The organism is Glycomyces endophyticus, assembly GCF_039531525.1.
In the GTDB taxonomy this organism is placed as follows: Bacteria; Actinomycetota; Actinomycetes; order Mycobacteriales; family Micromonosporaceae; genus Glycomyces; species Glycomyces endophyticus.
Genome location: NZ_BAAAQF010000005.1, coordinates 48,961 through 72,038 on the forward strand (window position 1 = coordinate 48,961; position 23,078 = coordinate 72,038).

The following is a 23,078-nucleotide window of genomic DNA, read 5'->3' on the forward strand; positions in this document are numbered from 1 at the left end:
AAGGAGGACGACGTGTCGCAACCCGGAACCACCGACTACGCCATCGAGGTCGAAGGGCTCACCAAGCACTTCGGCGACCTCGTCGCCGTCGACCACATCGACCTGAACGCCCGCACCGGCACCGTGCTCGGCGTTCTCGGCCCCAACGGCGCCGGCAAGACCACCATGGTGCGCATGCTCGCCACCCTCTCCCGGCCCACCGCCGGGACCGGCCGCGTCGGCGGCTACGACATCATCCGCAACCCGCACGAGGTCCGCTCCCTCATCGGACTCACCGGCCAGTTCGCCGGCATCGACGAACTCCTCACCGGCGAGGAGAACCTCCGGTTCATCGGCCGCCTCCTCGGCATGCCCACCCCCGACGCCAAGGCCCGCGCCCGCGAACTCCTCGCCCAGTTCAACCTCTCCGACGCCGCCGACAAGGCCGCCAAGGCCTACTCCGGCGGCATGCGCCGCCGCCTCGACCTCGCCGCCAGCCTCGTCGGCCGGCCCCGCATCCTCTTCCTCGACGAGCCCACCACCGGACTCGACCCCCGGGCCCGCGGCGAACTCTGGGAACTCGTGCGCGAACTCGTCGCCGACGGCACCACCGTCCTCCTCACCACCCAGTACCTCGAAGAGGCCGACCAGCTCGCCCACGAGATCGCCGTCATCGACCACGGCAAGGTCATCGCCACCGGCACGCCCACCCAGCTCAAGGCCAAGATCGGGGGCCAGTCCCTGCGCATCCAGCCCGAGGACCACGGCCAGCTCGACGACCTCCGGGCCCTCGTCGCCGAACGCTTCCCCGACCTCGAACCCGTCGTCTCCGCCGGCGCCGTCACCATCGGCGTCAACGACGACGGCGTCATGCCGACCCTCGCGGCCGACCTCCGCGACCGCGGCATCACGCTCACCGACTTCCACCTCGGCCTCTCCAGCCTCGACGAGGTCTTCCTGACCCTCACCGGGCGCCGCACCGAGGACGCCGACGCCGCCGACGACACCGAGGAGGGCGACCGATGACCGCCGCCACCGTCGAGACCCCCGCACCCGTCCTCGGACGACCCGGCCTCGGCGCCACCGTCAGCCAGACCCTCTCCATGGCCTGGCGCCAGATGGTCCGCATCAAGCACAACCCGTTCGAACTCGTCGACCTCAGCCTCAGCCCGATCATGTTCCTGCTGCTGTTCGTCTACGTCTTCGGCGGCCAGATGGCCGGCTCCACCTCGGACTACCTCCAGTACGTCCTCGGCGGCCTCATCGCCCAGAACGCCATCTTCCTCACCATGTACACCGGCACCGGCATCAACGCCGACCTGCGCAAGGGCGTCTACGACCGCTTCCGGTCGCTCCCGATCGCCCGCTCCGCGCCGCTCGCCGGGAAGATCTTCGCCGACATGTTCAAGCAGGTCTGGTCGATCCTCATCATGGTCGGCCTCGGCCTGCTCATGGGCTTTGAGCTGCGCAGCATCGGCTACGCCGTGCTCGCCACGCTCGTGCTGGTTGTGTTCGCGCTGGCGATCTCGTGGGTCTCGGTCCTCATGGGGGTGGTCGCGGACTCCGAGGAGAAGGTCCAGATCTACGCCTTCGTCATCATCATGCCGCTGACGTTCACCTCCAGCGCCTTCGTCGACATCAACACCATGCCCGGGTTCATGCAGGCGTGGGCCAAGGTCAACCCGGTCACGCACCTCGCCGACGCGATGCGCGGCCTGCTGTCCTACGGCCCCATCGCCGAACCGCTGATGTGGACCTTCGTGTGGGCCGTGGTCATCTTCGCCGTGACGGCCCCGCTCGCGATGCGCGCCTACAAGCGCAAGATGGTCTAGCGCGAGCGGCAGGGCCGGTCGATCCCGACCGGCCCTGCCGCGTCCGCTCAGACCCGGGCGAGGACCTTCGGCGGCTCGACGACCGGCGCGACGCGCTTCGGGCGGTGCTGGAGCTGGGCCAGGAGGGTCGCGCCGAGCGCCACCGCGAAGCCGAGCGTCTGCCAGACGGTGAACGTCTCGCCCGCGAGCAGCCAGCCCACGGTGGCCGCCGTCAGCGGCGACAGCAGGCCGAGGAAGCTCAGCGGGACCACCGAGAGCCGCGGGATGCCGCGGAACCACAGCCAGTAGCCCAGGGCCGTGTTGACCAGGCCGAGGTAGAGGTAGCCGAGGACGTTGGCGCCGGTCAGGTCCGGCACGCCGCCTTCGACGAGGAATGCGAGCGGGGCCAGGAGCAGGCCGCCGGCGGTGAGCTGCCAGCCCGCGAGGGCCGCGGGGCCGGCGCCCTCGGGGAGGCCCCACTTCTTGGTGAGGACCACCGCGGTCGCCATCGAGACCGCGCCGCCGACGCCCGCGAGCGCGCCGACGAGGTCGAGCCGGGCCTGCGCGGTGAGGACCACCATGGCGACGCCGGAGACGCCCGCGATGCCGAGCAGCCACGTCCGCAGCGGGACCCTGGTGTGCAGCACCAGGATCGTCATCCCGGCGGTGACGAGCGGGCCGACCGCGCCGAGGACGGCCGCGACGCCGCCGGGGAGCCGGTAGGTCGCGGTGAACAGGAGCGCGAAGAACACCGCGATGTTCAGCAGGCCGATGACGCCGGACTTCCACCACCATGATCCCCGCGGCAGGCGTCGTGCCAGGACTATGAGCAGCAGCCCGGCCGGGAGCGCCCGGAGCAGGGCCGTGAGGAGGGGCCGGTCGGCGGGGAGGAACTCGGTGGTCACGAAGTAGGTGGTGCCCCACATGACGGGCGCGAGGGCGGTGAGGAGGAGGTCCTTGGTGCTGCGGTTCACGACGGCTCCTTGGGAGGCGGCTCGGAAATTGCTTGGCTATGATTAGCTTACATCAAAGTAGCTTGAAGTCAAGATACTTGAGCCGGACTTGCATCACCGCCAGGTACTTCCGCGGTCGCGGCGCAGGTAGGGGAGAATGACCGCCATGACAGACGACGCCGTGGACCGCATCATCGGCCAGTGGCACCGCGAGATGCCCGAGCTGGACTTCGAGCGCGAGCTGGAGCCGATGGCGCTCTTCGGGCGCATCCACCGGATCTCCCAGAAGCTCGGCGCCCGCCTCCACGAGTTGCGCGCCCGCAAGGGCCTGGGGCGCAACGAGTTCGACGTGCTCGCCACGATCCGCCGCTCAGGGGAGCCGTACACGCTCTCGCCCAAGGAGATCAGCGCCGCGATGATGCTCAGCTCCGGCGGGCTCACCGGCCGCCTCGACAAGCTGGAGGCCGCCGGGTTCGTCGAGCGGCTGCCCGACCCCGGCGACCGCCGCGGCCTCAAGGTCCGCATGACCGGCCTCGGCCGCGAGGTCATCGAGGACTCGGTCCGCATCGGCGTCGCGGCCCAGAACGAGGCCCTTTCGGTCCTCAGCATGGACGAGCGGCGCCAGCTCGGCGCGCTCCTCAAGAAGCTCCACGCGGGCTTCGAGGACCAGCCCTTCGACTAGGGCCCGTCCTGTGCATCCGGGCGGTGTCCGCACCGCCGGGACGCACCGGGCCCGCCCTAGCGCGTCAGGTCCACCTGGTAGTCGAACACCTCGTAGACCACGACCGGCGGCGGGGGCGTCAGCGCCGGGTCGGGCCGCGGCGCGGGCTCGGGGGCCGGCGGCGTCAGCGCCTTCCAGCGCGCGATCGCCTCGCGCATCGAGTCGGGCCCGAAGGGCCCGTGCGCGGCCGCCTCGTCCTCGGTCAGGAACCCCTGTGCGACCTCGGTGCACAGCCGTGCGACCTCCGCGAGGTCCCGCGCCTGCGCCCGGGCCCACCAGTAGTCGCCCGGCTCGCCGTGGCCGGGCACGACGACCTTCGGCTTCCAGCTCAGCAGGAACTCGACGGCCTGCGGCCACTCGATCGGGTAAGCCGAGGAGTACGACGGCGGCGCCCCGTGCTCCAGGATGTCGCCGGCGAACAGCACTCCCGCGTCCGGCACCTCCACGACCATGTCGTTGTCGCTGTGCGCCAGGCCGACCTGCCGCAGGACCACCGTGCGCCCGCCAAGGTTCAGCCCGATCGCGCCCTGGACGCGGCAGTTCGGCGGCACCAGCCGGGTGCCGCCGATCCGGCGGGCGTCCTCCTCGCGGCCGTCGAGGCGGAACTTCGAGGCCCACGCCTTGCGCTGCTCGTCGCCGAAGGCCACGTAGTGCGCGCCGTCGCCGACCGCCCAGACCGCGGACTCGCCGAACGCCGCGGTCCCGAACCAGTGGTCGAAGTGGTCGTGCGTGTAGGCGACCTGCCACGGCAGGTCGGTCAGCTCCCGGATCGCGGTGGCGTACGCGAAGCCGGCCTCGGCGGTGATCCCGGTGTCGATCACCAGGCAGCAGTCGTCGCCCACGACCAGCCCCAGGGACTGGTCGAGCCGCTCCACTCGCCGCACCCACACGCGGTCGGCCACTTCGATCCAACGGTCGTTCATGTCCGCAATGGTATGCGGCCGACGCTCTCGCGCCGACCGCGGAGCGACCCGGCTCGCTTGGGGGAGGGGCGGGGGAGATCGCTCTCCGGGCGCGTTCTACCTTCGGCGAGGAACATTTCCGAATTACGACGACCGGGTGTGAAAATCCGTTCAAGTACGAGTCGTAATATGGCTCTGGTCCTGATTTCACCCCAGTTCAGGACACGGTTCCATCACGGAAAGACCCGCTTGTCGTATTTTCGGCCGTGTTAGTTTCGAGGGTGATGTAAACCCCTCTCGTGTACGAAGGAGTACCACCCTTATGCACCTCAGTCGTCGTGGCCTGCTCTTCGGATCGGCGGGCGCCGCAACGGTGACCCTGGCCGGGTGCGGTGTCGGAGGTGATGACGATGTGAAGCTCACCGGCTTCACCGGCATCTCGATGCCCACCGACACGTCGGAACGCTGGGTGATCGAGGGCAAGGCCCTGGAGGACAACCTCAAGGAACTCGGCTACGACGTCATCCACAGCAACGCGAAGGACGTCGTCGAGGACCAGATCGCCCAGATCCAGTCCATGGTCGACGAGGGCGTCGAGTTCCTCGTCATCGCCGCCATCGACAACAAGTCCCTCGGCCAGGTCCTCGCCGGCGCGAAGGACAAGGGCGTCACGGTCATCGCCTACGACCGCCTCATCCTGGAGACCCCGGACGTCGACTACTACGCCTCGTTCAACAACTACCAGGTGGGCGTCCTCCAGGCGACCCACATCGTCGAGCGGCTCGGCCTGCGCGACAACGCGGGCCCGTTCAACGTCGAGCTGTTCTCCGGCGACCTCGGCGACAACAACTCCCAGTACTTCTTCATGGGCGGCCTCGACACCCTCGAGAGCTTCATCTACGACGGCACCGTCCAGATCCCCTCGGGCCAGACCGAGCAGGACCCGACCTCGACGGCGGGCTGGAGCGGCGACGTCGCCATGGAGCGCATGGACGGGCTCATCAAGGACTTCTACTCCGACGACGTCAAGCTCCACGCGGTCCTGTCGCCCTACGACGGCATCAGCCGCGGCATCGTCTCCGCCCTGGCCGCCAACGACTACGAGCCCGGCTCCTCGGACTTCCCGGTCGTCACCGGCCAGGACGCCGAGGCCGCCTCGGTCAAGGCCATCAAGGACGGCACCGGCCAGACCGAGACCGTCTTCAAGGACACCCGCCTGCTCGCCTCCACGGTCACCGGGATGGTCAAGGCCCTCGTCGAGGGCGACCAGCCCGAGGTCAACGACCTCGGGACCTACGACAACGGCTTCAAGTTCGTGCCGTCGCTGCTGCTCGACCCGGTCGACGTGACCGCCGAGAACTACGTCGAGGTCATCGTCGAGAGCGAGTACCTCACCGAGGAGCAGATCGACGCCGGCGAGGCGTAGTCCCAGCGGTCGCACTCCAGTGGTGTGACCGCGACATCGCGCTCTGAACGCGGCCGGGCCCGGAACGGGCCCGGCCGCGCTGCGTTCGGCCGATCCGCCGGGCCGAACGTCGACGATCCGGATCCGCTGCGTCGCAGCAGGTGAAGACCGCGCCGTTACGCGATTGTTATGCGACCCTTCCGCACGTTCCGGCGTGTCTCATTTGGTACGGTGCCCGGACCGGTCGGAGCTAACCCCCTGACCGCCGGCGCCCCGATTCCCCCCAACCCAACAGTCATCTACTTAGGAGAGACATGAACCGTACCCTCAAGCGGGTGCTCGGACTGGCCGGCAGCGCCGTCCTGGGCCTCGCCGGAGCGGTCACCTTCGCCTCCGCAGCCCAGGCCCACCACCCTGAGATCACGGGTCTCACCGAGTGCACCGAGGATGGCGGCTGGACCGTCACCTGGCAGGTCACCGACTGGGCGCACGGCGACGACATCCCCGCTGGCGTGATCTCCGAGATCGAGACCGACGGCGAGTTCAATGAAGGTTCCGCGATCGTCGTCGGTGCTGAGCTCCCGCAGCCGGGCTCCGGCGACTATGTCGAGGGCAGCCAGACCTTCGGTGCCGACGTGCCCAGCGCGTCCCTGAAGATCACCGCGCAGTGGATCTACGACGGCAAGACCATCACCGAGTCCCGCGACAGCCTGGTCCCCGCGCCCGGCGACTGCGTGCCCGAGGAGCCCCAGCCTGAGGGCTACGTCGACGTCTACACCGACTGCTTCGGCATCAACGTCTGGGCGTGGAACGAGAGCGAAGAAGTGCTCTCCGAGTTCACGATCGAGACCAGCGACGGCTTCTCCGAGACCGTGACCCCCGCGGTCGGCGAGGACTACTACAACTACTTCGAGGTCACCGACCCCGAGGCGGGCCTCACCGTCACGGTCTCCGTCGACGGCGAGCTGTACGACACCTTCGAATGGACCGACAACCCGCTGTGCCACTACGCCGCTGTCGAGTCCAGCTGCGTCGACGGTCTGACGTTCACCCTCACCGTCCCCGAGGACGGCGAAGAGACGACGTTCTACTTCTACAACTACACCACTGAGGAAGAGTTCGAGGTCACCGTCGCCGCCGGCGGCACCGACACCGTGAACTTCCCGGCGCAGTCGGAGGAGTTCTGGGTCTACTACGAGATCTACACCGACAAGGACTTTGTCTCCGGTGAGACCCCGTGGTACCCCTGCCCGCCGGAGACCCCCAGCGAGTCCCCGACCCCCAAGCCCGAGCTCCCCAAGACCGGTAGCTCGCTGACCATCATGATCTCCTCGGCCGCCGCCCTCATCGTGGCCGCCGGCGTGATCTTCTTCCTGATGCGTCGCCGCCGCGCCGCTCAGGACTGGTAGTCACACCCCCCAGGGGTACGGACTCCGGTAGAAGCTGAACAGGTCAGGGGCCCCGCAGCGAGAGCTGCGGGGCCCCTCGGCCGTCTCCGGCGCAGGCGACCCTGCTCAAGCGACCCCGGCGAGCCGCAGGAGCGCGGTGGTCGCCGCGGCCGCGACCACGACGAGCGCGAGCGGCGCCCGGCGCCACGCCAGGACGCCGCCGACGAGCACGCCCGCGGGCAGCGCCCAGCCGGCCCAGGCGCCGTCGACCACGAGGGCCGAGGTGGCGACGAGGGCCAGGAGCACCACCGTCGCCCCGGCCTTGAGCAGCGTCTCGGCGTGCGGCGACAGGGTGATGCGCTCGCGCAGCAGCGGACCCGACAGCCGGATCAGGAACGTCCCGGCCGCCAGCACCATGATCCCGATGAACATCGTCATGCCCGCTCCTCCGTCCGCTTCGCGCCCCGCCACATCACGACCAGGCCCACCAGCGCCAGCAGCACCGGCACGCCCGCGGGCAGGAAGAAACTCGTCACGAGGGCGACGGCGGTGCCCAGGAGGCCCGCCGCGAGGGTCCGCCGGTCCTTGAGGCTCGGCATGACCAGCGCGAGGAGGATCGCCGGGAGCGCGGCGTCGAGGCCCAAAACGGCCGGATCGGCGATGAGCCGCCCCGCGAGCGCGCCGATCACGGTGCCGGCGTTCCAGACCAGGAACAGGCTGACCGCCACCGTCCAGTACGTGTGCTTGGCCTTGCGCGCGTCGTCGCCCGCGGCGAGCGCGAACGCGGTCGACTGGTCGGTCAGCAGATGCGTGCCGAGGATCTTGGCGCGCAGGCTCGTCCAGTACACGCCGCCGACGGCCATGCCGTACGGCACGTGCCGCAGGTTGAGGACGAGTCCGGCCGCGACCCCGGCGACGAGGCCGCCCCCGGCGGTCATGATCCCCATGGTCGCGAACTGGGAGGCGCCCGCGAAGACGAAGAGGGACATCGCCGTCGACTGCCACCAGGGGACGCCCTGCGAGGTGGCGATGGCGCCGAACGAGAGGCCGACGATGAGGATCCCGGCGGCGAGCGCGGCGATGTCGCGCAGCAGCGGCCGGTCGAGATGCTTGGTGAACGTGATGGGCATCGCCGAAGTATGCCCCCGCGCGGACCCGTTGGACAAACGTGCGAGGGCGCGGCCGGAGCTTCCGGCCGCGCCCTCGAAGATGCTTGTCCTACAAGGGACTACACCTCGTAGTACAGGTCGAACTCGTGCGGGGTCGGGCGGAGGCGGATCGGGTCGATCTCGTTCTCGCGCTTGTAGCTGATCCACGTCTCGATGAGGTCGGGCGTGAACACGCCGCCCTCGGTGAGGAAGTCGTGGTCGGCCTCGAGGTTGTCGAGCACCGCGTCGAGCGAGCCGGGGACCTGCTCGATGTCGCCGTACTCCTCCGGGCCGAGCTCGTACAGGTCCTTGTCGACCGGCGCCGGCGGCTCGATCTTGTTCTTGATGCCGTCCAGGCCCGCCATGAGCATGGCCGAGAACGCCAGGTACGGGTTGCTCGACGGGTCCGGCACGCGGAACTCGACGCGCTTGGCCTTGGCGTTGGAGCCGGTCACCGGGATGCGGGTGCACGCGGAGCGGTTGCGCTGCGAGTACACCAGGTTCACGGGGGCCTCGAAGCCCGGCACCAGGCGGCGGTAGGAGTTCACCGACGGGTTGGTGAAGGCCAGCAGGCTCGGGGCGTGCTTGAGCAGGCCGCCGATGTAGTGGCGGGCGGTGTCCGAGAGGCCGGCGTACCCGGTCTCGTCGTAGAACAGCGGCTCGCCGTTCGCCCACAGCGACTGGTGGGTGTGCATGCCCGAGCCGTTGTCGCCGAACAGCGGCTTCGGCATGAACGTCACCGTCTTGCCGGCCTGGGTGGCGGTGTTCTTGATGATGTACTTGAACTTCTGGACGTCGTCGCCCGAGTGCAGCAGCGTGTCGAAGCGGTAGTTGATCTCCGACTGGCCCGCGGTGCCGACCTCGTGGTGGGCGCGCTCGATGGTGAGGCCGCCCTCGATGAGGTTGGTGACCATGCGGTCGCGCAGGTCCGCGAAGTGGTCGACCGGGCCGACCGGGAAGTACCCGCCCTTGTGGCGCGGCTTGTAGCCGAGGTTCCCGCCGGGCTCGTCGGCGCCGGTGTTCCAGGCGCCCTCGATCGAGTCGATCTCGTAGAACGCCTGGTTGGCGGTCTGGTCGAAGCGGATCGAGTCGAAGATGTAGAACTCGGCCTCGGCCCCGAAGTAGGCGGTGTCGGCGATGCCGGAGCCGGCCAGGTACTGCTCGGCCTTCTTCGCGACGTTGCGCGGGTCGCGGCTGTAGGCCTCGCGGGTGAAGGGGTCGTGGACGAAGAAGTTCAGCGCGAGCGTCTTCTGCTCCCGGAAGGGGTCGACGAACGCGGTCGCCACGTCCGGCAGGAGCAGCATGTCCGACTCGTGGATCTCCTGGAAGCCGCGGATCGAGGAGCCGTCGAAGGCGAGGCCCTCCTCGAGGAGGTCGTCGTCGAAGGACTCGGCGGGGATGTTGAAGTGCTGCATGACGCCGGGCAGGTCGCAGAAGCGGACGTCGATGAACTTCACGTCGTTGTCGCGGACGTAGCCGAGGAGCTCTTCAGGGCTGGAGAACACGAAGGTATTCCTCTCGGTAGGTGAGTTGCCGGGAGGACCTTGGCGCGGCCCCGCCCAGCGGGTCCCGGATCGTCGAACGCCCGAACCGGCGGGCCGACCTCGCTGTCGACGCCTAAGCTTATTAGGCGAAACGCTAACCGCGATCAATTGCCTCACCGTAAATCAATTGTTTCGCGCGTGTTACTTGCAAAATGCGGGCTTGTTCACAACTTATAGAAACCACAGCTCAGGACGGTGCAATCCGGTCGGTTCCACACCTGATCGGCGCACAGCACGCCCGCGGAGCGGCGAGCCGTACACTCGCGCCATGACGAGCGAACGCGGTGCCAAGGCCCCCCTGTCCACCGGCTCCGGCCAGGACCTCGCCTCGATCAGCGCGCGCTTCGTGGCGCTGGTGATCGACTGGGTCGCGTGCCTCCTCCTCTCCTACCTCCTCCAGTGGATCGGAGTCGAGGCGCCGCGGGTCGCCGGTGCCGACGTGCTGCCCTCCGGCCTGTTCCTGCTGTACACGGCCGTCGCGCTCACCGTCGGCAGCCAGACCCTCGGCATGGCCGTGATGAAGGTCGCGTGCGTGGACGCGGGCACCGGCGGGCGGCTGCCGCTGTGGCGCTCCGTCGTCCGCGCGATCCTGCTCTCGCTGGTGCTCCCGGCCCTCACGGCGATCGTCCACCCGTACAGCCGCGGCCTCCACGACCTCGCCGCCGGCTCCGTCGTCCTCAAGGCCGCCGCCGCCGAGCGGTAGCGTCAGACGCGCTGGAGCCACCTGACCAGGAGCGGCGACGGCACCGCGTAGGCGCCCTCGCGCCGCACCCGGTCCGCGACCTCCTGGTCGGACGACACCACGACCACGGGCCGGCCCTCGGGCTCGACCCGCGCCAGCTCCACCACGACGTCGTCGGCGATCTGCCCCTTCGCGCTGAACAGGACCCGCACGCCCCGCGCCGACGGCTTCGCGCCGAAGATCGCGTCGGCGCCGTCGAACACCACCGTGATCTCCGCGTTCGTCTGCGCCGCCACCGTCCCCAGGCCGTGCACCAGCCGGTTGCGCTGCTGCTCCAGCGTGAGCGTCTCGCCCCACGCCGAGATCGTCACGTTGTAGCCGTCCACGATCAGATGCGGGTTCGGCAGCGACAGCAGGTGGTCCAGGCGCTGCGGGTCGGTCTGCTCCAGGCCCCGCGAGCCCTCGAACGGCCGCTCCTCAGGGTCGTCGCAGTACTCCTCGGCGATGTAGTCCGCGGGCCGGTCGTCCACCGGCTCCAGGCCCAGCTCCCGCCGCAGGCCCGTGGCCGCGCCCGAGAGCGTCTCCATGAGCAGCCACAGCCGCGCCGACGCCAGCCGCTCGTGCTCGCGGTCGGCCTTGCGCGCCCGGTCCAGCTGCCCCCGCAGCGACGCCGCCTCGGTTTCGAGGCGCCGGCGCTCCGAGCGCCGCTCCGCCTCGGCGTGCTTGAGGCGGCCCTTCTCCGCGGCCAGGTCCCCGGCGGCCTTCCCGGCCCGCTCCTCGGCGTCCCGCAGCTCGCGGCGGGCCCGCCGCAGCTCGTCCTGGAGCGTCGCCGCCGCCGCGCGCTGGTCGGCGAGCGCCCCGCGCAGCTTCGCGTTCTCCTTCTCCAGGGACGCCAGCCGCCGCTGCCCCGCCTCGTCCGGCGCGACCGGGGCCGCCTGCGCCTCCGGCGCCTCGGGGATCGCCTCGACCGCGGAGGCGATGAGCTCCCGCCACGACTCCGGCCGGAGCAGGTACGTCAGCGCCGCGACCTCGACCGGGTCGGCCATCGGCGACACCGCCTCGCCCGCGGCGATCGCCCCGATCAGCGCGGAGTCGGTCGAGACGAGGACCTCCGCGAGCCCCGCCCGGAACGCGTCGTCCCGGTCCAGCGCCGCCGCGAGCTCGCCCTTGGCGAGCTTCGCCCGCTTCGCCGGATTGAACTTGAGGAACCGGCGCAGCCGGGCCGGCACCCGCCCCGGCGCGAGGCCCGGCATCGCGACCGCGGCGATCTCGACGGCCCTGCGCCGCACCGGATCGGTGAGGAACACGACCGGTCCGGGCTCCGGTTGTTCGGAGGGCTCCCCTTCGGACGAACCCTCGTCGGCCGCCGCGGAGGCCCGCGCCTCCGGCGGTCCGGCCTCGGGCCCCTCGCCGCCGGTCTCGTCGCCGCTGCTCATGTGCACCAGTGTGCCATCGACGTCACAACGCGCCGGTGGCGACCGCTGTTCTTCACCCCGACGTCATCACGGATCGCCCGCGAGGTGGCCCGGGCATGACAGACTGGTGCGATTCTGAAGGGGGTCAAGAATGAGCCGCACCCTGCTGGTGACCAACGACTTCCCGCCCCGCCGGGGCGGCATCCAGACGTTCGTGCACGGCATGGCCCTGCGGCTGCCCTCCGACGACCTCGTCGTGTACACCTCCACCTCGCCCGGATGGCGCGAGTTCGACGCCGCCCAGCCGTTCCAGGTCGTCCGCGACCGCACCGCCATGCTCCTGCCGACGCCCCGCGTCGCCCGCGCTGTCACCGCCCTCGCGAACGAGCACCGCTGCGACCGCGTCTGGTTCGGCGCCGCCGCCCCGCTCGGCCTCCTCGCCGCCGCCCTCAAGCGCGACACCGGGATCGAACGCGCCATCGCCCTCACCCACGGCCACGAGGTCGGCTGGGCCGCCATGCCCGGCACCCGCGGCCTCCTCCGCCGCATCGCCGCCTCCCACGACGTCATGACCTACCTCGGCGACTACACGTACCGCCGCCTCGCCCCCGTCGCCGGCCCCCACACCCGCCTGGAGAAGCTCACCTTCGGCATCGACGCCGAGACCTTCCACCCCGGCGTCGACGGCACCCCCGTGCGCGAACGCCACGGCCTCGGCGACCTCCCCGTCATCGTCTGCGTCTCCCGCCTCGTGCCCCGCAAAGGCCAGGACATGCTCATCGCCGCCCTCCCGCAGGTCCGCGCCGCGACCGGGCAGGACGTGCGGCTCCTCATCGTCGGCGAGGGCCCCTACGGCGCCCGCCTGCGCGCCGCCGCCCGGCGCCACGGCGTCGCCGGCGAGGTCGTGTTCACCGGCGGCGTCGCCGAGGACGAGCTCGCCGCGCACTTCGCCGCCGGCGACGTCTTCGCCATGCCCTGCCGCACCCGCCGCCGCGGCCTCGACGTCGAAGGCCTCGGCGCGGTGTTCCTGGAGGCCGCCGCCTGCGGACTCCCGGTCATCGCCGGGAACTCCGGCGGCGCCCCCGACACCGTCCTCCACGGCCAGTCCGGCTGGGTCGTCGACGGCCGCGACCTCGGCGACATCACCGCCCGCCTCGTGCAGGTCCTCACCGACCCCGCGCTGGCCCGCAAGCTCGGCGAGGCCAGCCGCGACTGGGCGGTCGGCGAGTGGACCTGGGAGCGCCAGGCCGAGCGCCTCGAAGGCATGCTCTACGGCGAGACCGTCTGAACCCCGGAGCCGACAGCAGCGAAACGGCGCCCGGGACTCCCCGGGCGCCGCTCGTGCGGTCGTGTGCCGAAGGCTAGAACTTCGGCTGGTCGGGGGCTTCGAGCAGACCCAGCTTCAGGGCCGTCATGAGCGCCTGCGCGCGGTTGCCCGCGCCGAGCTTCTCGTACAGCTTCGAGATGTGGGTCTTCGCGGTCGACTCGGAGACGTACAGCTGCTTGGCGATCCCGGCGACCGACAGGCCGTCGGCGAGGAGCTTCAGCACCTGCGACTCGCGGGGGGACAGCTGGGGGCCGGTCGGGGTCAGGCGCCGCTGCATCGCCTCCGCCAGGTCGGCGGCGCTGAACGCGGTCGGGTTCGCGGCGGCGTGGCGCGCGGCCGACACGACGTCGTTCGCCGGCGCCGACTTCGGCACGAACGCCGAGGCGCCCGCGTCGAGCGCGCCGAACAGCTGGTCGTCGCCGGCGTACATCGTCAGCACCACGATCCCCATGTTCGGGTGCGCCTTGCGGAGCTTGCGGGTCGCGTCGAGGCCCGACCCGTCGGGCAGGCGCAGGTCCATGATGACCACCGACGGCATCAGCGAGGCGGCCTGCCGCAGGGCGTCGGCGGCGGTGTCGGCCTCGCCGACCACCTCGAACTCGGGGTCGCGGTCGAAGGCATGCCGGAGGCCCTTGCGGATCAGATCGTGGTCGTCGACGATCAGCACCGTCGTCTGACCGGTCGTCTCCAGCGCGTCAGCGTTCATGCGTGTCTCTCCTCATTGGCTGCCACGGCCACCACCGTGGTCAGGCCGTCGGGCCGGCTGTTCAGTTCTCGCTCGGTCGGCGGCCGCCCAGGCCGCGGACCCGGGGCGGGGCGCCTCGGCCCTCGGGGTGGGCCGTGCTCCCGCGTTGAGCACCACCGCGACGGTCGTCCCGTGCGGCTGGTGCGGTCGGATCTCCAGCGAGCCGCGGATGCGCTCGGCCCGCTCGCTCATGATCGCCAGGCCGTAGCGCCCCTCGGAGGCCTCACCGGAGAGCCCCTGTCCGTCGTCGGTCACCTCGATGCGGGTGTAAGGCGGGTCCACCTCACACGTCACCCACAGGTTCTCGGCCCTGGCGTGCTTGCGCGCGTTCGTGATCGCCTCCTGTGCGATCCGCAGCAGCTCGGCCTCGGTGCTCGCGGGCAGCCGCGCCCCGCCTTCGTCCAGGGACAGGTGAACCCGCAGTCCGGCGGAGGCGCCCACAGTACGAGCATAGTCCGCGATCGCGGAGGCGAGGCCCCCCTGACGGTCGACGTTCGAGCGCAGCTCGAACAGCGAGAACCGCAGCTCGGTGACGAGGCGCGTCACCTCCGAACGCAGGTCCTCCAGCTCGCCCTTGGCCTCCCCGGCCTCGGGCGGGAGGATCGCCATGGCGTTGTCGATGCCGTAGCCGAGCATCGCCAGCTCCTGGGCGATGCCGTCGTGGATCTCGCGGGCGAGGCGCTGGCGCTCCTCGGTGGTCGCCATGGACCTGACGTCCTCGAACAGCAGCGCGGTCTCCAGGCGCAGGGCCGCGCCCTTGGTCCGGTCCTCGGCGGCGGTGATGGCCTCGGGGCCGAACGCGGCGGGGTCGTCGGACTCGATCGCGACGAGGCCGACGGTGCGGCCCTCGGCGACGAGCGGGATGACCAGGGACGCGACGGGACCCTGCGTGGACCTGGAGAGCGGGACCTGCCCGGCCTGGGGCTTCTGCCCGGCCCAGGCGTCGGCGAGCAGCGAGTTCAGCTGCGGGGAGGTCTCCCAGTCGACGCGCTCGTCGGCGTGCTCGGCGAGGACGACCAGGCGCCGCCCGGAGGCCGCCGACAGGACGGCGGCGCGCTCGACGCCGGGGATGCGCGAGGCGGTGTCGACGATCTCGGTGGCGATGCCGCCCGGGTCCAGGGTCGACCCGGGGAGCTGCCTGGCGACGACGCGCAGCTGCGTGAGCAGGGCCGCGGCCTCGGCGTACGGCAGCTGCGAGTGGTGCATGTCGGAGGTGCGGGACCGGCGCAGCCACCAGGCGCCGACGGCGGAGGCGAGGCCGAACGCGAGCGCGACGGCCGCGGTGGAGACGTAGGTGCCGCGGTTGAAGTCGGCGACGCGGGGCGCCTGGGCGAGGAGCCCGATCGCGGCGAGCGCGACGAGCGCGGGCGGGCCCCAGGTGCGCAGGCGCGACCAGCGGTCGCCGTCCTCCGCGGGCGCGGCGGCGTCGAACGCGGCGGTCGCGAACGGGGCGATCAGGTAGGGGAGCATCCAGGCGGGGAGCCCGCCGGTGGCGAGCGTCCCCAGGACGACCACGGCGACCTCGGCGAGCCGCCCGGCGGGCGCGAGGAGCCGGTGCCGGGGGAGGACCACGCCCGGGAGCGCGGCCAGGGCGAGGATGCCGCACCAGGTCGCGGCCTCGGCGAGGCCGACAGAGGCCCAGCCGAAGACCGCGACCAGTGCGAACAGGGCGCCCCTCAGTGCGACGGCCGGCAGTCGCCATTGGCGCTCCAGCACCGCCTCCTCGCCCATGGGGCCTCGCTAACTCTGCTTGTCGACGCGCGCTGCGTCGTACAGCGCGTTTACCTCACTTGAGTATTTTTCCATGACCACGTGACGTTTGACCTTGACTGACGGAGTGATTTCTCCGGCGTCTTCGCTCAACTCGACCGGAATCACCCGGAACCGCTTGATCTGCTCGGCCTTGGACACCGTCGCGTTCGCCTCGTCGACCTTCGCCTGGAGCTCGGCGAGCAGGTCGGGGTCGTCGACGAGGTCGGCGATCGGGGTCGCGGGGTCGCGGTCCCGGCGCGAGAGCCAGTCGGGGAGGATGTCGCCGTCGATGGAGATCAGGCACCCGATGTAGGGGCGGGCCTCGCCCACGACCAGCGCGTACGCGATGAGCGGGTGGGAGTCGAGGATCTTCTCCAGCGGCCCGGGGGCGACGTTCTTGCCGCCGGCGGTGACGATGATGTCCTTCTTGCGGCCGGTGATCGTGACGTACCCGTCGTCGTCGATCTCGGCGATGTCGCCGGTCTTGAACCAGCCGTCGGCGTCGAGGACCTCGGCGGTGGCGGCGTCGTTGTTCCAGTAGCCGGGGAACACCTGCGGGCCCTTGGCCTCGAGCTCGCCGTCGTCGGCGACGCGCAGCGCGGTGCCGGGGATGGGCCGGCCGATCGAGCCGACCTTGATGGCGGTCTCCATGTTCAGCGACAGCACCGGGGAGGTCTCGGTGAGCCCGTAGCCCTCGAAGATGACGATGCCGACGCCGCGGAAGAAGTGGCCGAGCTCGGGGCCGAGCGCGGCGCCGCCGGACACGGCCGAGGTGCACTCGCCGCCGACGGCCGCGCGGATCTTCTTGTAGACCAGCACGTCCCACAGCTTGTGGCGGAGCTTCAGGCCCAGGCCGGGCCCGCCGGGCTTGTCGAGCGCGCGGCTGTACTCCTTGGCGCAGGCCGCGGCCTTCTCGAACAGGTGGCCCTTGCCGCCGTCGACGGACTTCTGGTACGCGCCGGCGTACACCTTCTCGAACACGCGGGGGATCGCCAGCAGCGTCGTCGGCTTGACGACGGGCATGACGGCGGTGAGCCGGGTGCGGTCGGCGTGGGCGATGGTCGTGCGCGACTCCATGCCGGCGATCTGGAGGATGCGGGCCAGCACGTGCGCGAGGGAGAGGAACAGCAGCATCCGGGCGCCGTCGTAGAGGACGCCGGGGACCTCGGGGACGATGTTGCGGATATCGTTCAGCAGGTTCCCGTGGGTGAGCATGCAGCCCTTGGGCCGCCCGGTGGTGCCCGAGGTGTAGACGATCGTGGCGAGGTCGCCGGTGCCGCGGGAGGTCCGCCGCGCCTCGATGTCCACGTCGGCCTCGGCGCCGAGCGTCTCCAGGGCGTCGAGCGCGCCGCCGTCGATGGTCCACACGTGCTTGACCTCGGCCGAGAGGCCCTCGACCATCTCGGCCATCTCGGGGGTCTCGGCGATGACCGCGATCGCGCCCGAGTCCTCCAGGATCCACTTCGCCTGGTCGGCGGAGGACGTCTCGTAGATCGTCACCGTCACCGCCCCGGCCGCCCAGATGGCATAGTCCAGCAGGGTCCACTCGTACCGGGTCGCGGACATCAGGGCCACGCGGTCGCCGGGCTGCACGCCCGCCGCCGCCAGGCCCTTCGCGGCCGCGACCACCTGGTCGCGGAACTGGACCGCGGTGACGTCGTGCCACGTCGCGCCGTCGTCGAACGAGCGCATGTACAGAATCGAGGAGGGGTGGTTCTCGGCCGCGTCCCACAGCGCGGTGAGGGTGTTGTCTTCGTCGGGCACTGTCACCACTGGGGGGACGGCGAACTCGCGCATTATGGCTCCGTTCAACGCGCCGTGGTTACGGCGTTGTAATAAAGGCGGTCGACACGTGTGATGGGCACAACTTACCGGTGAGTTAACTCCGTTGGCAAGTCAGGTTGAATTCCGATGCTAGAGCACTGAGAACGAGATCGAAAGTGACTGCGGTGATACCTTCGCCAAGGGGGATGGAACAGCCGATTTCCTCGGGAGTTAATCGTGCCGTAAAGTCTGTCGGTGGCCCGCAGCGTCGCGTGGCAGCCAACGCCTCAATTCCGGGAACCGCTGGAGGGACAGCTGTGAGTCTGACTATCGGAGTCGACATCGGGGGCACGAAAGTCGGCGGCGGACTCGTCGACGAGAACGGCGAAGTCCTCGCCACGGCCCGGCGCCCCACCCCCGCGGACGACCAGGCCGGCGTCATCCAGGCGGTCAAGGAAGTCGTCGACGAGCTGCGCGGCGGCCACGAGATCGAAGCGGTCGGCATCGGCGCGGCCGGGTGGATCTCCTCGGACCGGTCCACGGTCATGCTGGCCCCGAACGTCTCCTGGAAGAACGAGCCCCTCCGCGACAAGGTCACCGCCGTCATCGACCTCCCGGTGGTCGTCGAGAACGACGCGAACGTCGCCATCTGGGGCGAGCACCGGTTCGGCGCCGCCAAGGCCCACCGCTCCTCCGTGCTCTACACGATCGGCACCGGCGTCGGCGGCGGCATCGTCGTCAAGGACAACCTGCTCCGCGGCACCCACGGCGTCGCCGCCGAGATCGGCCACATCCGCTCGGTCATGCCCGACGGCCGCCCCTGCGGCTGCGGCCGCACCGGCTGCCTCGAGCAGTACGCCTCCGGCCGGGCCCTGACCCGCGCCGCCCGCGAGGGCGCCGCCGCGGCCCCCGCCAAGGCCGCGGTCCTCCTCAAGCTCGCCGGCGGCGACCCCGAGGCGATCACCGGCCGCCAGGTCACCGACGCCGCCCGCGAGGGCGACGAGGTCGCCCTCGCCGCGTTCGACTCGATCGGCTACTACCTCGGCAACTCCGCCGCCGACATGGTCAACCTCATCGACCCCGGCGTCATCCTCATCGCCGGCGGCGTCGTCGACGCGGGCGACCTCCTCCTCGACCCCATCCGCAAGCACTACGAGGAGGCCCTGGCGAACCGCAACCAGGTGCCGTTCGCCGAGGTCCGCGCGGCCGAGCTCGGCTCGAAGGCCGGCGTCATCGGCGCGGCCGACCTCGCCCGCCACCGCGACATCGTCCCCTAGATCCGAACTCGTACGACAGGGCCGGAGCTCGCGCTCCGGCCCTGTCGCCGTTCCTGCGGGCCCGAGGGGCCGCGCCTGGCGGGTGCGTCAGCAGATGTTCCGCGACCCGTTCCCGCTGAGGTACCAGTTGACGTTGTCGCCGCACGGCGACTCCCGGACCGAGGTGTTGTTCACCGTCAGGGTGATCCACACGTCCTTGTTGTTCGGGAACTCCGTGCGCGCGGCCACGCGGACCTCGCCCCCGCCGTTGACCGTGCCGGCCTGGATCGTCAGGTTGTAGCAGTTCTCGATCAGGATCGAGTTGTTGCCGTTGCTCGCCAGGTCGACGTTCCTGATGATCGCGCCGCCCGACTGCGAGACGCAGAAGACGCCGCGGCCGCCGCCGCGCGAGACGACCTTGTCGACCCAGACGTTCGTGGTGTACGACCCGTTCGCCAGCTGCCCGTTGTTGTTCGCGAACCGCAGGGTCGCGTACCCGGTCCCGGCCCCGACGTTGTTCCCGTCGACCAGGCCGACCCACACGTTGCGCGAGCGCTGGATCAGCAGGCCCGACTCGCCGACGTTCACCGCGACGAGCTTGTAGACGTCGAGCCCGTCGATGTTCCACGTCTCGACCGCGTGGCTGCCGGCGCCCGAGACGTAGATGTCGTCCATCCGCACCTCGTAGTTCCAGGCGGCGTCGCGGTCGAACCGGATGCCGAGCCCGCCGCTGAGGGTGAGGTCGATGTCGCCCAGGCGCAGGCCGGTGGTGCCGCTGAACCGCAGGCCGAAGTACGGGCTGCCGGTCATCTTGAGGTAGGGGATGTACACGTTGGTGGTGCCGGTCGACTCGATCGCGCCGCGGCCGGAGCGGTTGCCCACGTTGATGGTGCCGCAGCCCTCGAAGGTCTTGCCGCTCTGGATGGTGATGGTGTTGGCGCCGATCGAGCCCGAGGCCATGACGGCGACGCGCTGGCCGCTGGAGATGGTGTCGACGCCGGCCTGGACCGCCGCGCGGTAGTCCGAGCCGGAGTAGACGGTGGTGGAGCCCTCCCTGGTGGTGTACGAGCCGGAGGACCCGGTGACGGTGGCGTGCGGCGAGCCGGCGCCGCACCCCTGCGCGACTGCGGCTTCGGGGAGTGCCACGGCGCCGAGGAGGCCGACGAGCATCGCCGCCGCCGAGGCGAGGGCGAGCGCGAGTCTGCGTGTGGGATTGCCGGTGGGGGACATCGTTGTGCTCCTTGAGTTCCCGTCGATTCGAACGTTTCAATTGAGATATTGAAATGAATCGATTTAATGGGATCATAGCGGGCGAACCGCGGTTTGGAAAGCGCTACCCACCGGTAGGCGCGGCGCTCCTGTCGGGAACCTCACCCGTCCCGCGATCGGGTGACATTCCGGCCTCGACCCGGCGTTTCCGTCGCACCCCTCGGCAATGCTGGGCGCTACGGTCCCCTCAGGGTGGGTGGGGGCTAGGGATGGGCTTGCCACCTCTAGCCCCCACGCGCTCAAGCGATCAGCTCACCGTGCAGGTCGGGGTCGGCCGCACCGGGGCGCTGCCGGGCATCGACGCGGTGTACCCGACCGTCGCCGAGGCGCCGTTCGCCAGCGAGCCGTTCCACGACTCGCTGGTCACCGTCACCGTCGAGCCGCTCTGCGTCCACCGGCCGCCCCACAGGCTGCCGATCTGCTCGCCGTTCGCGAACGTCCACGTCAGCGTCCACCCGGTCTTCGCCGAGCCCGACGAGTTCGTGACCGTCACCGAGCCCTGGTACCCGCCCGGCCACGCGTTCGACGACGACCACGCGGCCGTGCACGAGCCCGTCGGCCCGCCCGTCGGCGTCTGCGTGGGCGACGGCGACACGGTCGGCGACACCGAGGTCGTCGGCGAGACCGTGGGCGACACCGTGCCGGTCGGTGTCCCCGGGTCGTAGTCGGAGGACTCGCCCACGATCACGCCCCGGCCGTTCGTGCCGATGTAGACGCGCCCGAACACGTTCGGGTCGCCGGTGATCGCCGAACCGGTCCAGCCCCACTGGTGCGCGTCGTCGTTGATCCGCGTCCACGTCGCGCCCTGGTCCACCGAGCGCCAGATGCCGCGCTCGCCGCCCCGGGAGGCGCTGGCGTAGACGGCCGGGTACGACTGGCCCGGCGCGGCCGCGCCGAAGCCGACCGTGTCGGCCTGGTCGAACCCGCCGACCTGGGTCCACGAGACGCCGCCGTCGGTCGACCGCCACATCCCGTAGGTCCCGTCCGGGGCGCCGCCGGCCAGCCACACGTGCCCGGCCTTGCCAGGGACGGCCCCGAACCTGACGTTCCCGGTGGCCGGGAAGCCGGTGAACGCGGCCTGCGTGAAGCTCGCGCCGCCGTTCGCGGAGTAGTAGAACCGGCCGCCGCCGAACCCGTACACGCGGTTGGCGTCGGCCCGGTCGGACTCGACGCGGGCGCCGGTCGGCAGGCCGGTGACGGCCGTCCACGAGGACCCGTACGTCGTCGACCGCTGCGGCGCGAGGCCGTCGGGCGCCCACACGATCGCGCCCGCGTTCGCGGTGACCGCGACGGTGCCGCCGCCGGTGGCGCCGCTCGGCACCTGCCCGGCCCACCACGAGGAGCCGCTGCTGGTGGAGACCCCGATGTTCACGGTCCCGTCGAGGTGCCCGACCCGCACCACCGTGCTCGGGCTGAGCTCGGCGAAGTCGATCGAGGTCGCGGTCGTCTGCGCCGGCGCCAGGAAGAAGTCGCCGGGCACGGTCGTCAGGCTGGTGTGCGCGAAGCCGCCGATGTCGCCGAGCGCGGAGTACAGCTCGGGTCCCGACGGCGGGGCCGCGAGGTCCTGCACCGCGGTCTCCTCCAGACCGTGGACCATCGGCGTCACGGTGAACGTCGTGTTCGCGTCCCAGTTCGTCAGGTTCGTCGACCCGTAGATCGTGGCACCGGTGCCCCACATGACCCGGTCGGAGTCGTGGGGGTCGATCGCCATCGAGTCGATCATCCAGCCCCACTTGGGGTTCTGCTCGGGCGCGCTCGGGGAGGTCCCCCAGTCGAGCCAGCCCACCGATGACGCGTCGATCGTGTACCGGTTGACCCGGTTCGGGTAGCCGTTGAACGACCACGACTGCGTCCAGGTCGCGCCGGAGTCGGTGGACCGGTAGGTGGTCTCGTCGGGCCACCACGCGTTGACGCTGGTGACCATGAGGGTGCCCGGGTCCTGCGCGTCCAGCGTCAGACCGCCGAACCCGAAGCCCTGGTAGGACGCCGCGTTCGGGCCGGGGTGGATCTCGGTCCACGTGCCGGTCGCGATCTGGTACCGCCACACCGAGCCGCCGCGCGCGCCGTCGGCCGGCGGGCCGTTGTACGGCCCGGGGTCCCACGCGGTGATGATGTACAGGTAGCCGTTGACCTCGTCGACCGCGGCCTGCTTCGGGAGGTTGTCGTACCCGTCGACGGTGCCGATCTGGGCGGCGCCGGCGAGCGGCGCCCACGTCGCGCCGTCGTTCGAGGACACGTACACCGGGTTGTCGGGGTCGGCGACGCCGACGTAGACGCTGCTCCCGTGGAACTCGGTCCACAGCACGCCCTGGTTGTCCCCGAGGTAGGGGTCGCCGGGGGTCACGACGAAGTCGCCCGCGTTCGGGAAGCTCTGGACCTCGGCCCAGGTGCGCCCGTAGTCGGTGGACTTCCACAGCCCGTTGCCGCTCGGCGCGCCGAGGTACAGGGTCGAGTTGTCGGTGGGATCGATCGCGAGTCGCTCGCCCATGCCGCGGCCGGGCATGTTGCCGCCCTGCTTGAACGGGAGCTCGGCGACGCCCCAGGTGTCGCCGCGGTCGTCGGAGTAGAGGACCGCGCCGTTGTTCGGGTCCCAGTCGTTGGTGTAGGTCCCGACGGCGGCGTAGACGCGCTCGGGGTCGACCGGGTCGCTCGCGACGGAGACGACGCCGGTGTAGCCCCAGTCGTCCCAGCCGACCCAGTCGAGCAGGGGCTTCCAGGTCTGGGAGCCCTCCTGCCAGCGGTAGAGCCCGCCGATGTCGGTGCGGGCGTAGATCAGGTCCTCCTCGGTCTCGTTGAAGACGATGCCGGGGACGAAGCCGCCGCCCGCGACGGCGGCGTTGCTCCATTCGTAGGTCTCCGCCTGGGCCTCGACGTCCTGGGAATGGGCGGTCACCGTGGCGACCGCCGCGGTCGCGAGTGTGACCGCTCCCACCGTCACGAGACCGATGCCTCTGGTTCTGCTCATCGGACAGCTCTCCTTGAGGGGCGGCATCGCAGGCGTGCCGGGGCCTGGTCCT

Annotated in this window: 19 protein-coding genes; 8 read left to right on the top strand and 11 right to left on the bottom strand. The window is 70.9% G+C overall.

Translation table 11 applies throughout. The annotated features are described in order from the left end of the window. Positions 1-12: 12 nt before the first annotated feature. Together ABD419_RS06845 and ABD419_RS06850 are read left to right on the top strand one after the other, a co-directional pair. Positions 13-1,005 carry an ATP-binding cassette domain-containing protein gene (locus ABD419_RS06845; protein ID WP_344483604.1) on the top strand — a complete coding sequence of 331 codons (993 nt, stop codon included), beginning with the start codon at positions 13-15 and terminating at the stop codon, positions 1,003-1,005. Then, positions 1,002-1,811 (top strand): ABC transporter permease, encoded by an 810-nt coding sequence (locus ABD419_RS06850; protein WP_344483607.1) that lies wholly within the window; start codon positions 1,002-1,004, stop codon positions 1,809-1,811. The genes ABD419_RS06845 and ABD419_RS06850 overlap by 4 nt, the downstream gene beginning before the upstream one ends. Before the next feature lie 47 nt (positions 1,812-1,858). Here the strand turns inward: ABD419_RS06850 and ABD419_RS06855 are convergent, their stop codons facing one another. Next, positions 1,859-2,764: an EamA family transporter gene (locus ABD419_RS06855; RefSeq protein WP_344483610.1), complete on the bottom strand. Its 906-nt coding sequence runs from the start codon at positions 2,762-2,764 to the stop codon at positions 1,859-1,861. A gap of 145 nt (positions 2,765-2,909) precedes the next feature. Here ABD419_RS06855 and ABD419_RS06860 point away from each other — a divergent pair, with 145 nt between their 5' ends. Then, a complete protein-coding gene (locus ABD419_RS06860; RefSeq protein WP_344483613.1) occupies positions 2,910-3,425 on the top strand; it encodes a MarR family winged helix-turn-helix transcriptional regulator in 516 nt (171 codons plus the stop codon). A gap of 56 nt (positions 3,426-3,481) precedes the next feature. Here the strand turns inward: ABD419_RS06860 and ABD419_RS06865 are convergent, their stop codons facing one another. Continuing rightward, positions 3,482-4,387: an MBL fold metallo-hydrolase gene (locus tag ABD419_RS06865; protein ID WP_344483616.1), complete on the bottom strand. Its 906-nt coding sequence runs from the start codon at positions 4,385-4,387 to the stop codon at positions 3,482-3,484. 391 nt (positions 4,388-4,778) lie between these two features. Between ABD419_RS06865 and ABD419_RS06870 the strand changes: the two genes are divergently transcribed. Together ABD419_RS06870 and ABD419_RS06875 are read left to right on the top strand one after the other, a co-directional pair. Further along, the gene (locus tag ABD419_RS06870) at positions 4,779-5,792 is read left to right on the top strand and encodes a substrate-binding domain-containing protein (RefSeq protein ID WP_344483619.1); all 1,014 of its coding nucleotides are present in this window, start codon (positions 4,779-4,781) and stop codon (positions 5,790-5,792) included. 293 nt (positions 5,793-6,085) lie between these two features. Next, complete coding sequence (locus ABD419_RS06875) at positions 6,086-7,180, top strand: LPXTG cell wall anchor domain-containing protein (protein WP_344483622.1); 1,095 nt, start codon at positions 6,086-6,088, stop codon at positions 7,178-7,180. Positions 7,181-7,285: 105 nt separating this feature from the next. Here the strand turns inward: ABD419_RS06875 and ABD419_RS06880 are convergent, their stop codons facing one another. The 3 genes from ABD419_RS06880 to glnA all read right to left on the bottom strand — a co-directional run bounded on the left by ABD419_RS06880 (position 7,286) and on the right by glnA (position 9,812). Next, positions 7,286-7,597 (bottom strand): AzlD domain-containing protein, encoded by a 312-nt coding sequence (locus ABD419_RS06880; RefSeq protein WP_344483625.1) that lies wholly within the window; start codon positions 7,595-7,597, stop codon positions 7,286-7,288. Beyond that, positions 7,594-8,289, bottom strand: coding sequence for an AzlC family ABC transporter permease (locus ABD419_RS06885; RefSeq protein WP_344483628.1), 696 nt, complete (start codon positions 8,287-8,289; stop codon positions 7,594-7,596). The genes ABD419_RS06880 and ABD419_RS06885 overlap by 4 nt, the downstream gene beginning before the upstream one ends. A gap of 98 nt (positions 8,290-8,387) precedes the next feature. After that, complete coding sequence (gene glnA, locus ABD419_RS06890) at positions 8,388-9,812, bottom strand: type I glutamate--ammonia ligase (RefSeq protein WP_344483631.1); 1,425 nt, start codon at positions 9,810-9,812, stop codon at positions 8,388-8,390. Between the two features lie 307 nt (positions 9,813-10,119). On the opposite strand from glnA, the gene ABD419_RS06895 reads away from it, so the two are divergent. Further along, positions 10,120-10,554: an RDD family protein gene (locus tag ABD419_RS06895; protein WP_344483633.1), complete on the top strand. Its 435-nt coding sequence runs from the start codon at positions 10,120-10,122 to the stop codon at positions 10,552-10,554. 2 nt (positions 10,555-10,556) lie between these two features. Here the strand turns inward: ABD419_RS06895 and ABD419_RS06900 are convergent, their stop codons facing one another. Continuing rightward, positions 10,557-11,969 carry an NYN domain-containing protein gene (locus ABD419_RS06900; RefSeq protein ID WP_344483636.1) on the bottom strand — a complete coding sequence of 471 codons (1,413 nt, stop codon included), beginning with the start codon at positions 11,967-11,969 and terminating at the stop codon, positions 10,557-10,559. A 130-nt stretch (positions 11,970-12,099) separates the two neighbouring features. On the opposite strand from ABD419_RS06900, the gene ABD419_RS06905 reads away from it, so the two are divergent. Continuing rightward, positions 12,100-13,236 (top strand): glycosyltransferase family 4 protein, encoded by a 1,137-nt coding sequence (locus tag ABD419_RS06905; protein ID WP_344483638.1) that lies wholly within the window; start codon positions 12,100-12,102, stop codon positions 13,234-13,236. 73 nt (positions 13,237-13,309) lie between these two features. On the opposite strand, the gene ABD419_RS06910 is transcribed toward ABD419_RS06905, so the two are convergent. From ABD419_RS06910 to ABD419_RS06920, 3 genes are read right to left on the bottom strand one after another with little or no spacing between them, the layout of a single operon-like run. Next, complete coding sequence (locus ABD419_RS06910; protein ID WP_091043822.1) at positions 13,310-13,981, bottom strand: response regulator transcription factor; 672 nt, start codon at positions 13,979-13,981, stop codon at positions 13,310-13,312. Positions 13,982-13,993: 12 nt separating this feature from the next. Then, complete coding sequence (locus ABD419_RS06915) at positions 13,994-15,751, bottom strand: sensor histidine kinase (protein WP_344483650.1); 1,758 nt, start codon at positions 15,749-15,751, stop codon at positions 13,994-13,996. Between the two features lie 9 nt (positions 15,752-15,760). After that, positions 15,761-17,569, bottom strand: coding sequence for an AMP-dependent synthetase/ligase (locus ABD419_RS06920; RefSeq protein ID WP_344483653.1), 1,809 nt, complete (start codon positions 17,567-17,569; stop codon positions 15,761-15,763). A gap of 284 nt (positions 17,570-17,853) precedes the next feature. On the opposite strand from ABD419_RS06920, the gene ABD419_RS06925 reads away from it, so the two are divergent. Beyond that, positions 17,854-18,813 carry an ROK family glucokinase gene (locus ABD419_RS06925; RefSeq protein WP_344483656.1) on the top strand — a complete coding sequence of 320 codons (960 nt, stop codon included), beginning with the start codon at positions 17,854-17,856 and terminating at the stop codon, positions 18,811-18,813. An 87-nt stretch (positions 18,814-18,900) separates the two neighbouring features. On the opposite strand, the gene ABD419_RS06930 is transcribed toward ABD419_RS06925, so the two are convergent. After that, positions 18,901-20,022 (bottom strand): hypothetical protein, encoded by a 1,122-nt coding sequence (locus ABD419_RS06930; RefSeq protein WP_344483659.1) that lies wholly within the window; start codon positions 20,020-20,022, stop codon positions 18,901-18,903. Between the two features lie 286 nt (positions 20,023-20,308). After that, positions 20,309-23,026, bottom strand: coding sequence for a cellulose binding domain-containing protein (locus ABD419_RS06935; RefSeq protein ID WP_344483661.1), 2,718 nt, complete (start codon positions 23,024-23,026; stop codon positions 20,309-20,311). Between the last annotated feature and the right edge of the window lie 52 nt (positions 23,027-23,078).

Coding starts and splice junctions, on each gene's coding strand:
- ABD419_RS06880 (WP_344483625.1), bottom strand. CDS start 7,597: ATGACGATGTTCATCGGGATCATGGTGCTGGCGGCCGGGACGTTCCTG.
- ABD419_RS06900 (WP_344483636.1), bottom strand. CDS start 11,969: ATGAGCAGCGGCGACGAGACCGGCGGCGAGGGGCCCGAGGCCGGACCG.
- ABD419_RS06860 (WP_344483613.1), top strand. CDS start 2,910: ATGACAGACGACGCCGTGGACCGCATCATCGGCCAGTGGCACCGCGAG.
- ABD419_RS06895 (WP_344483633.1), top strand. CDS start 10,120: ATGACGAGCGAACGCGGTGCCAAGGCCCCCCTGTCCACCGGCTCCGGC.
- ABD419_RS06915 (WP_344483650.1), bottom strand. CDS start 15,751: ATGGGCGAGGAGGCGGTGCTGGAGCGCCAATGGCGACTGCCGGCCGTC.
- ABD419_RS06920 (WP_344483653.1), bottom strand. CDS start 17,569: ATGCGCGAGTTCGCCGTCCCCCCAGTGGTGACAGTGCCCGACGAAGAC.
- ABD419_RS06935 (WP_344483661.1), bottom strand. CDS start 23,026: ATGAGCAGAACCAGAGGCATCGGTCTCGTGACGGTGGGAGCGGTCACA.
- ABD419_RS06875 (WP_344483622.1), top strand. CDS start 6,086: ATGAACCGTACCCTCAAGCGGGTGCTCGGACTGGCCGGCAGCGCCGTC.
- ABD419_RS06865 (WP_344483616.1), bottom strand. CDS start 4,387: ATGAACGACCGTTGGATCGAAGTGGCCGACCGCGTGTGGGTGCGGCGA.
- ABD419_RS06930 (WP_344483659.1), bottom strand. CDS start 20,022: ATGTCCCCCACCGGCAATCCCACACGCAGACTCGCGCTCGCCCTCGCC.
- ABD419_RS06905 (WP_344483638.1), top strand. CDS start 12,100: ATGAGCCGCACCCTGCTGGTGACCAACGACTTCCCGCCCCGCCGGGGC.
- ABD419_RS06850 (WP_344483607.1), top strand. CDS start 1,002: ATGACCGCCGCCACCGTCGAGACCCCCGCACCCGTCCTCGGACGACCC.
- ABD419_RS06885 (WP_344483628.1), bottom strand. CDS start 8,289: ATGCCCATCACGTTCACCAAGCATCTCGACCGGCCGCTGCTGCGCGAC.
- ABD419_RS06910 (WP_091043822.1), bottom strand. CDS start 13,981: ATGAACGCTGACGCGCTGGAGACGACCGGTCAGACGACGGTGCTGATC.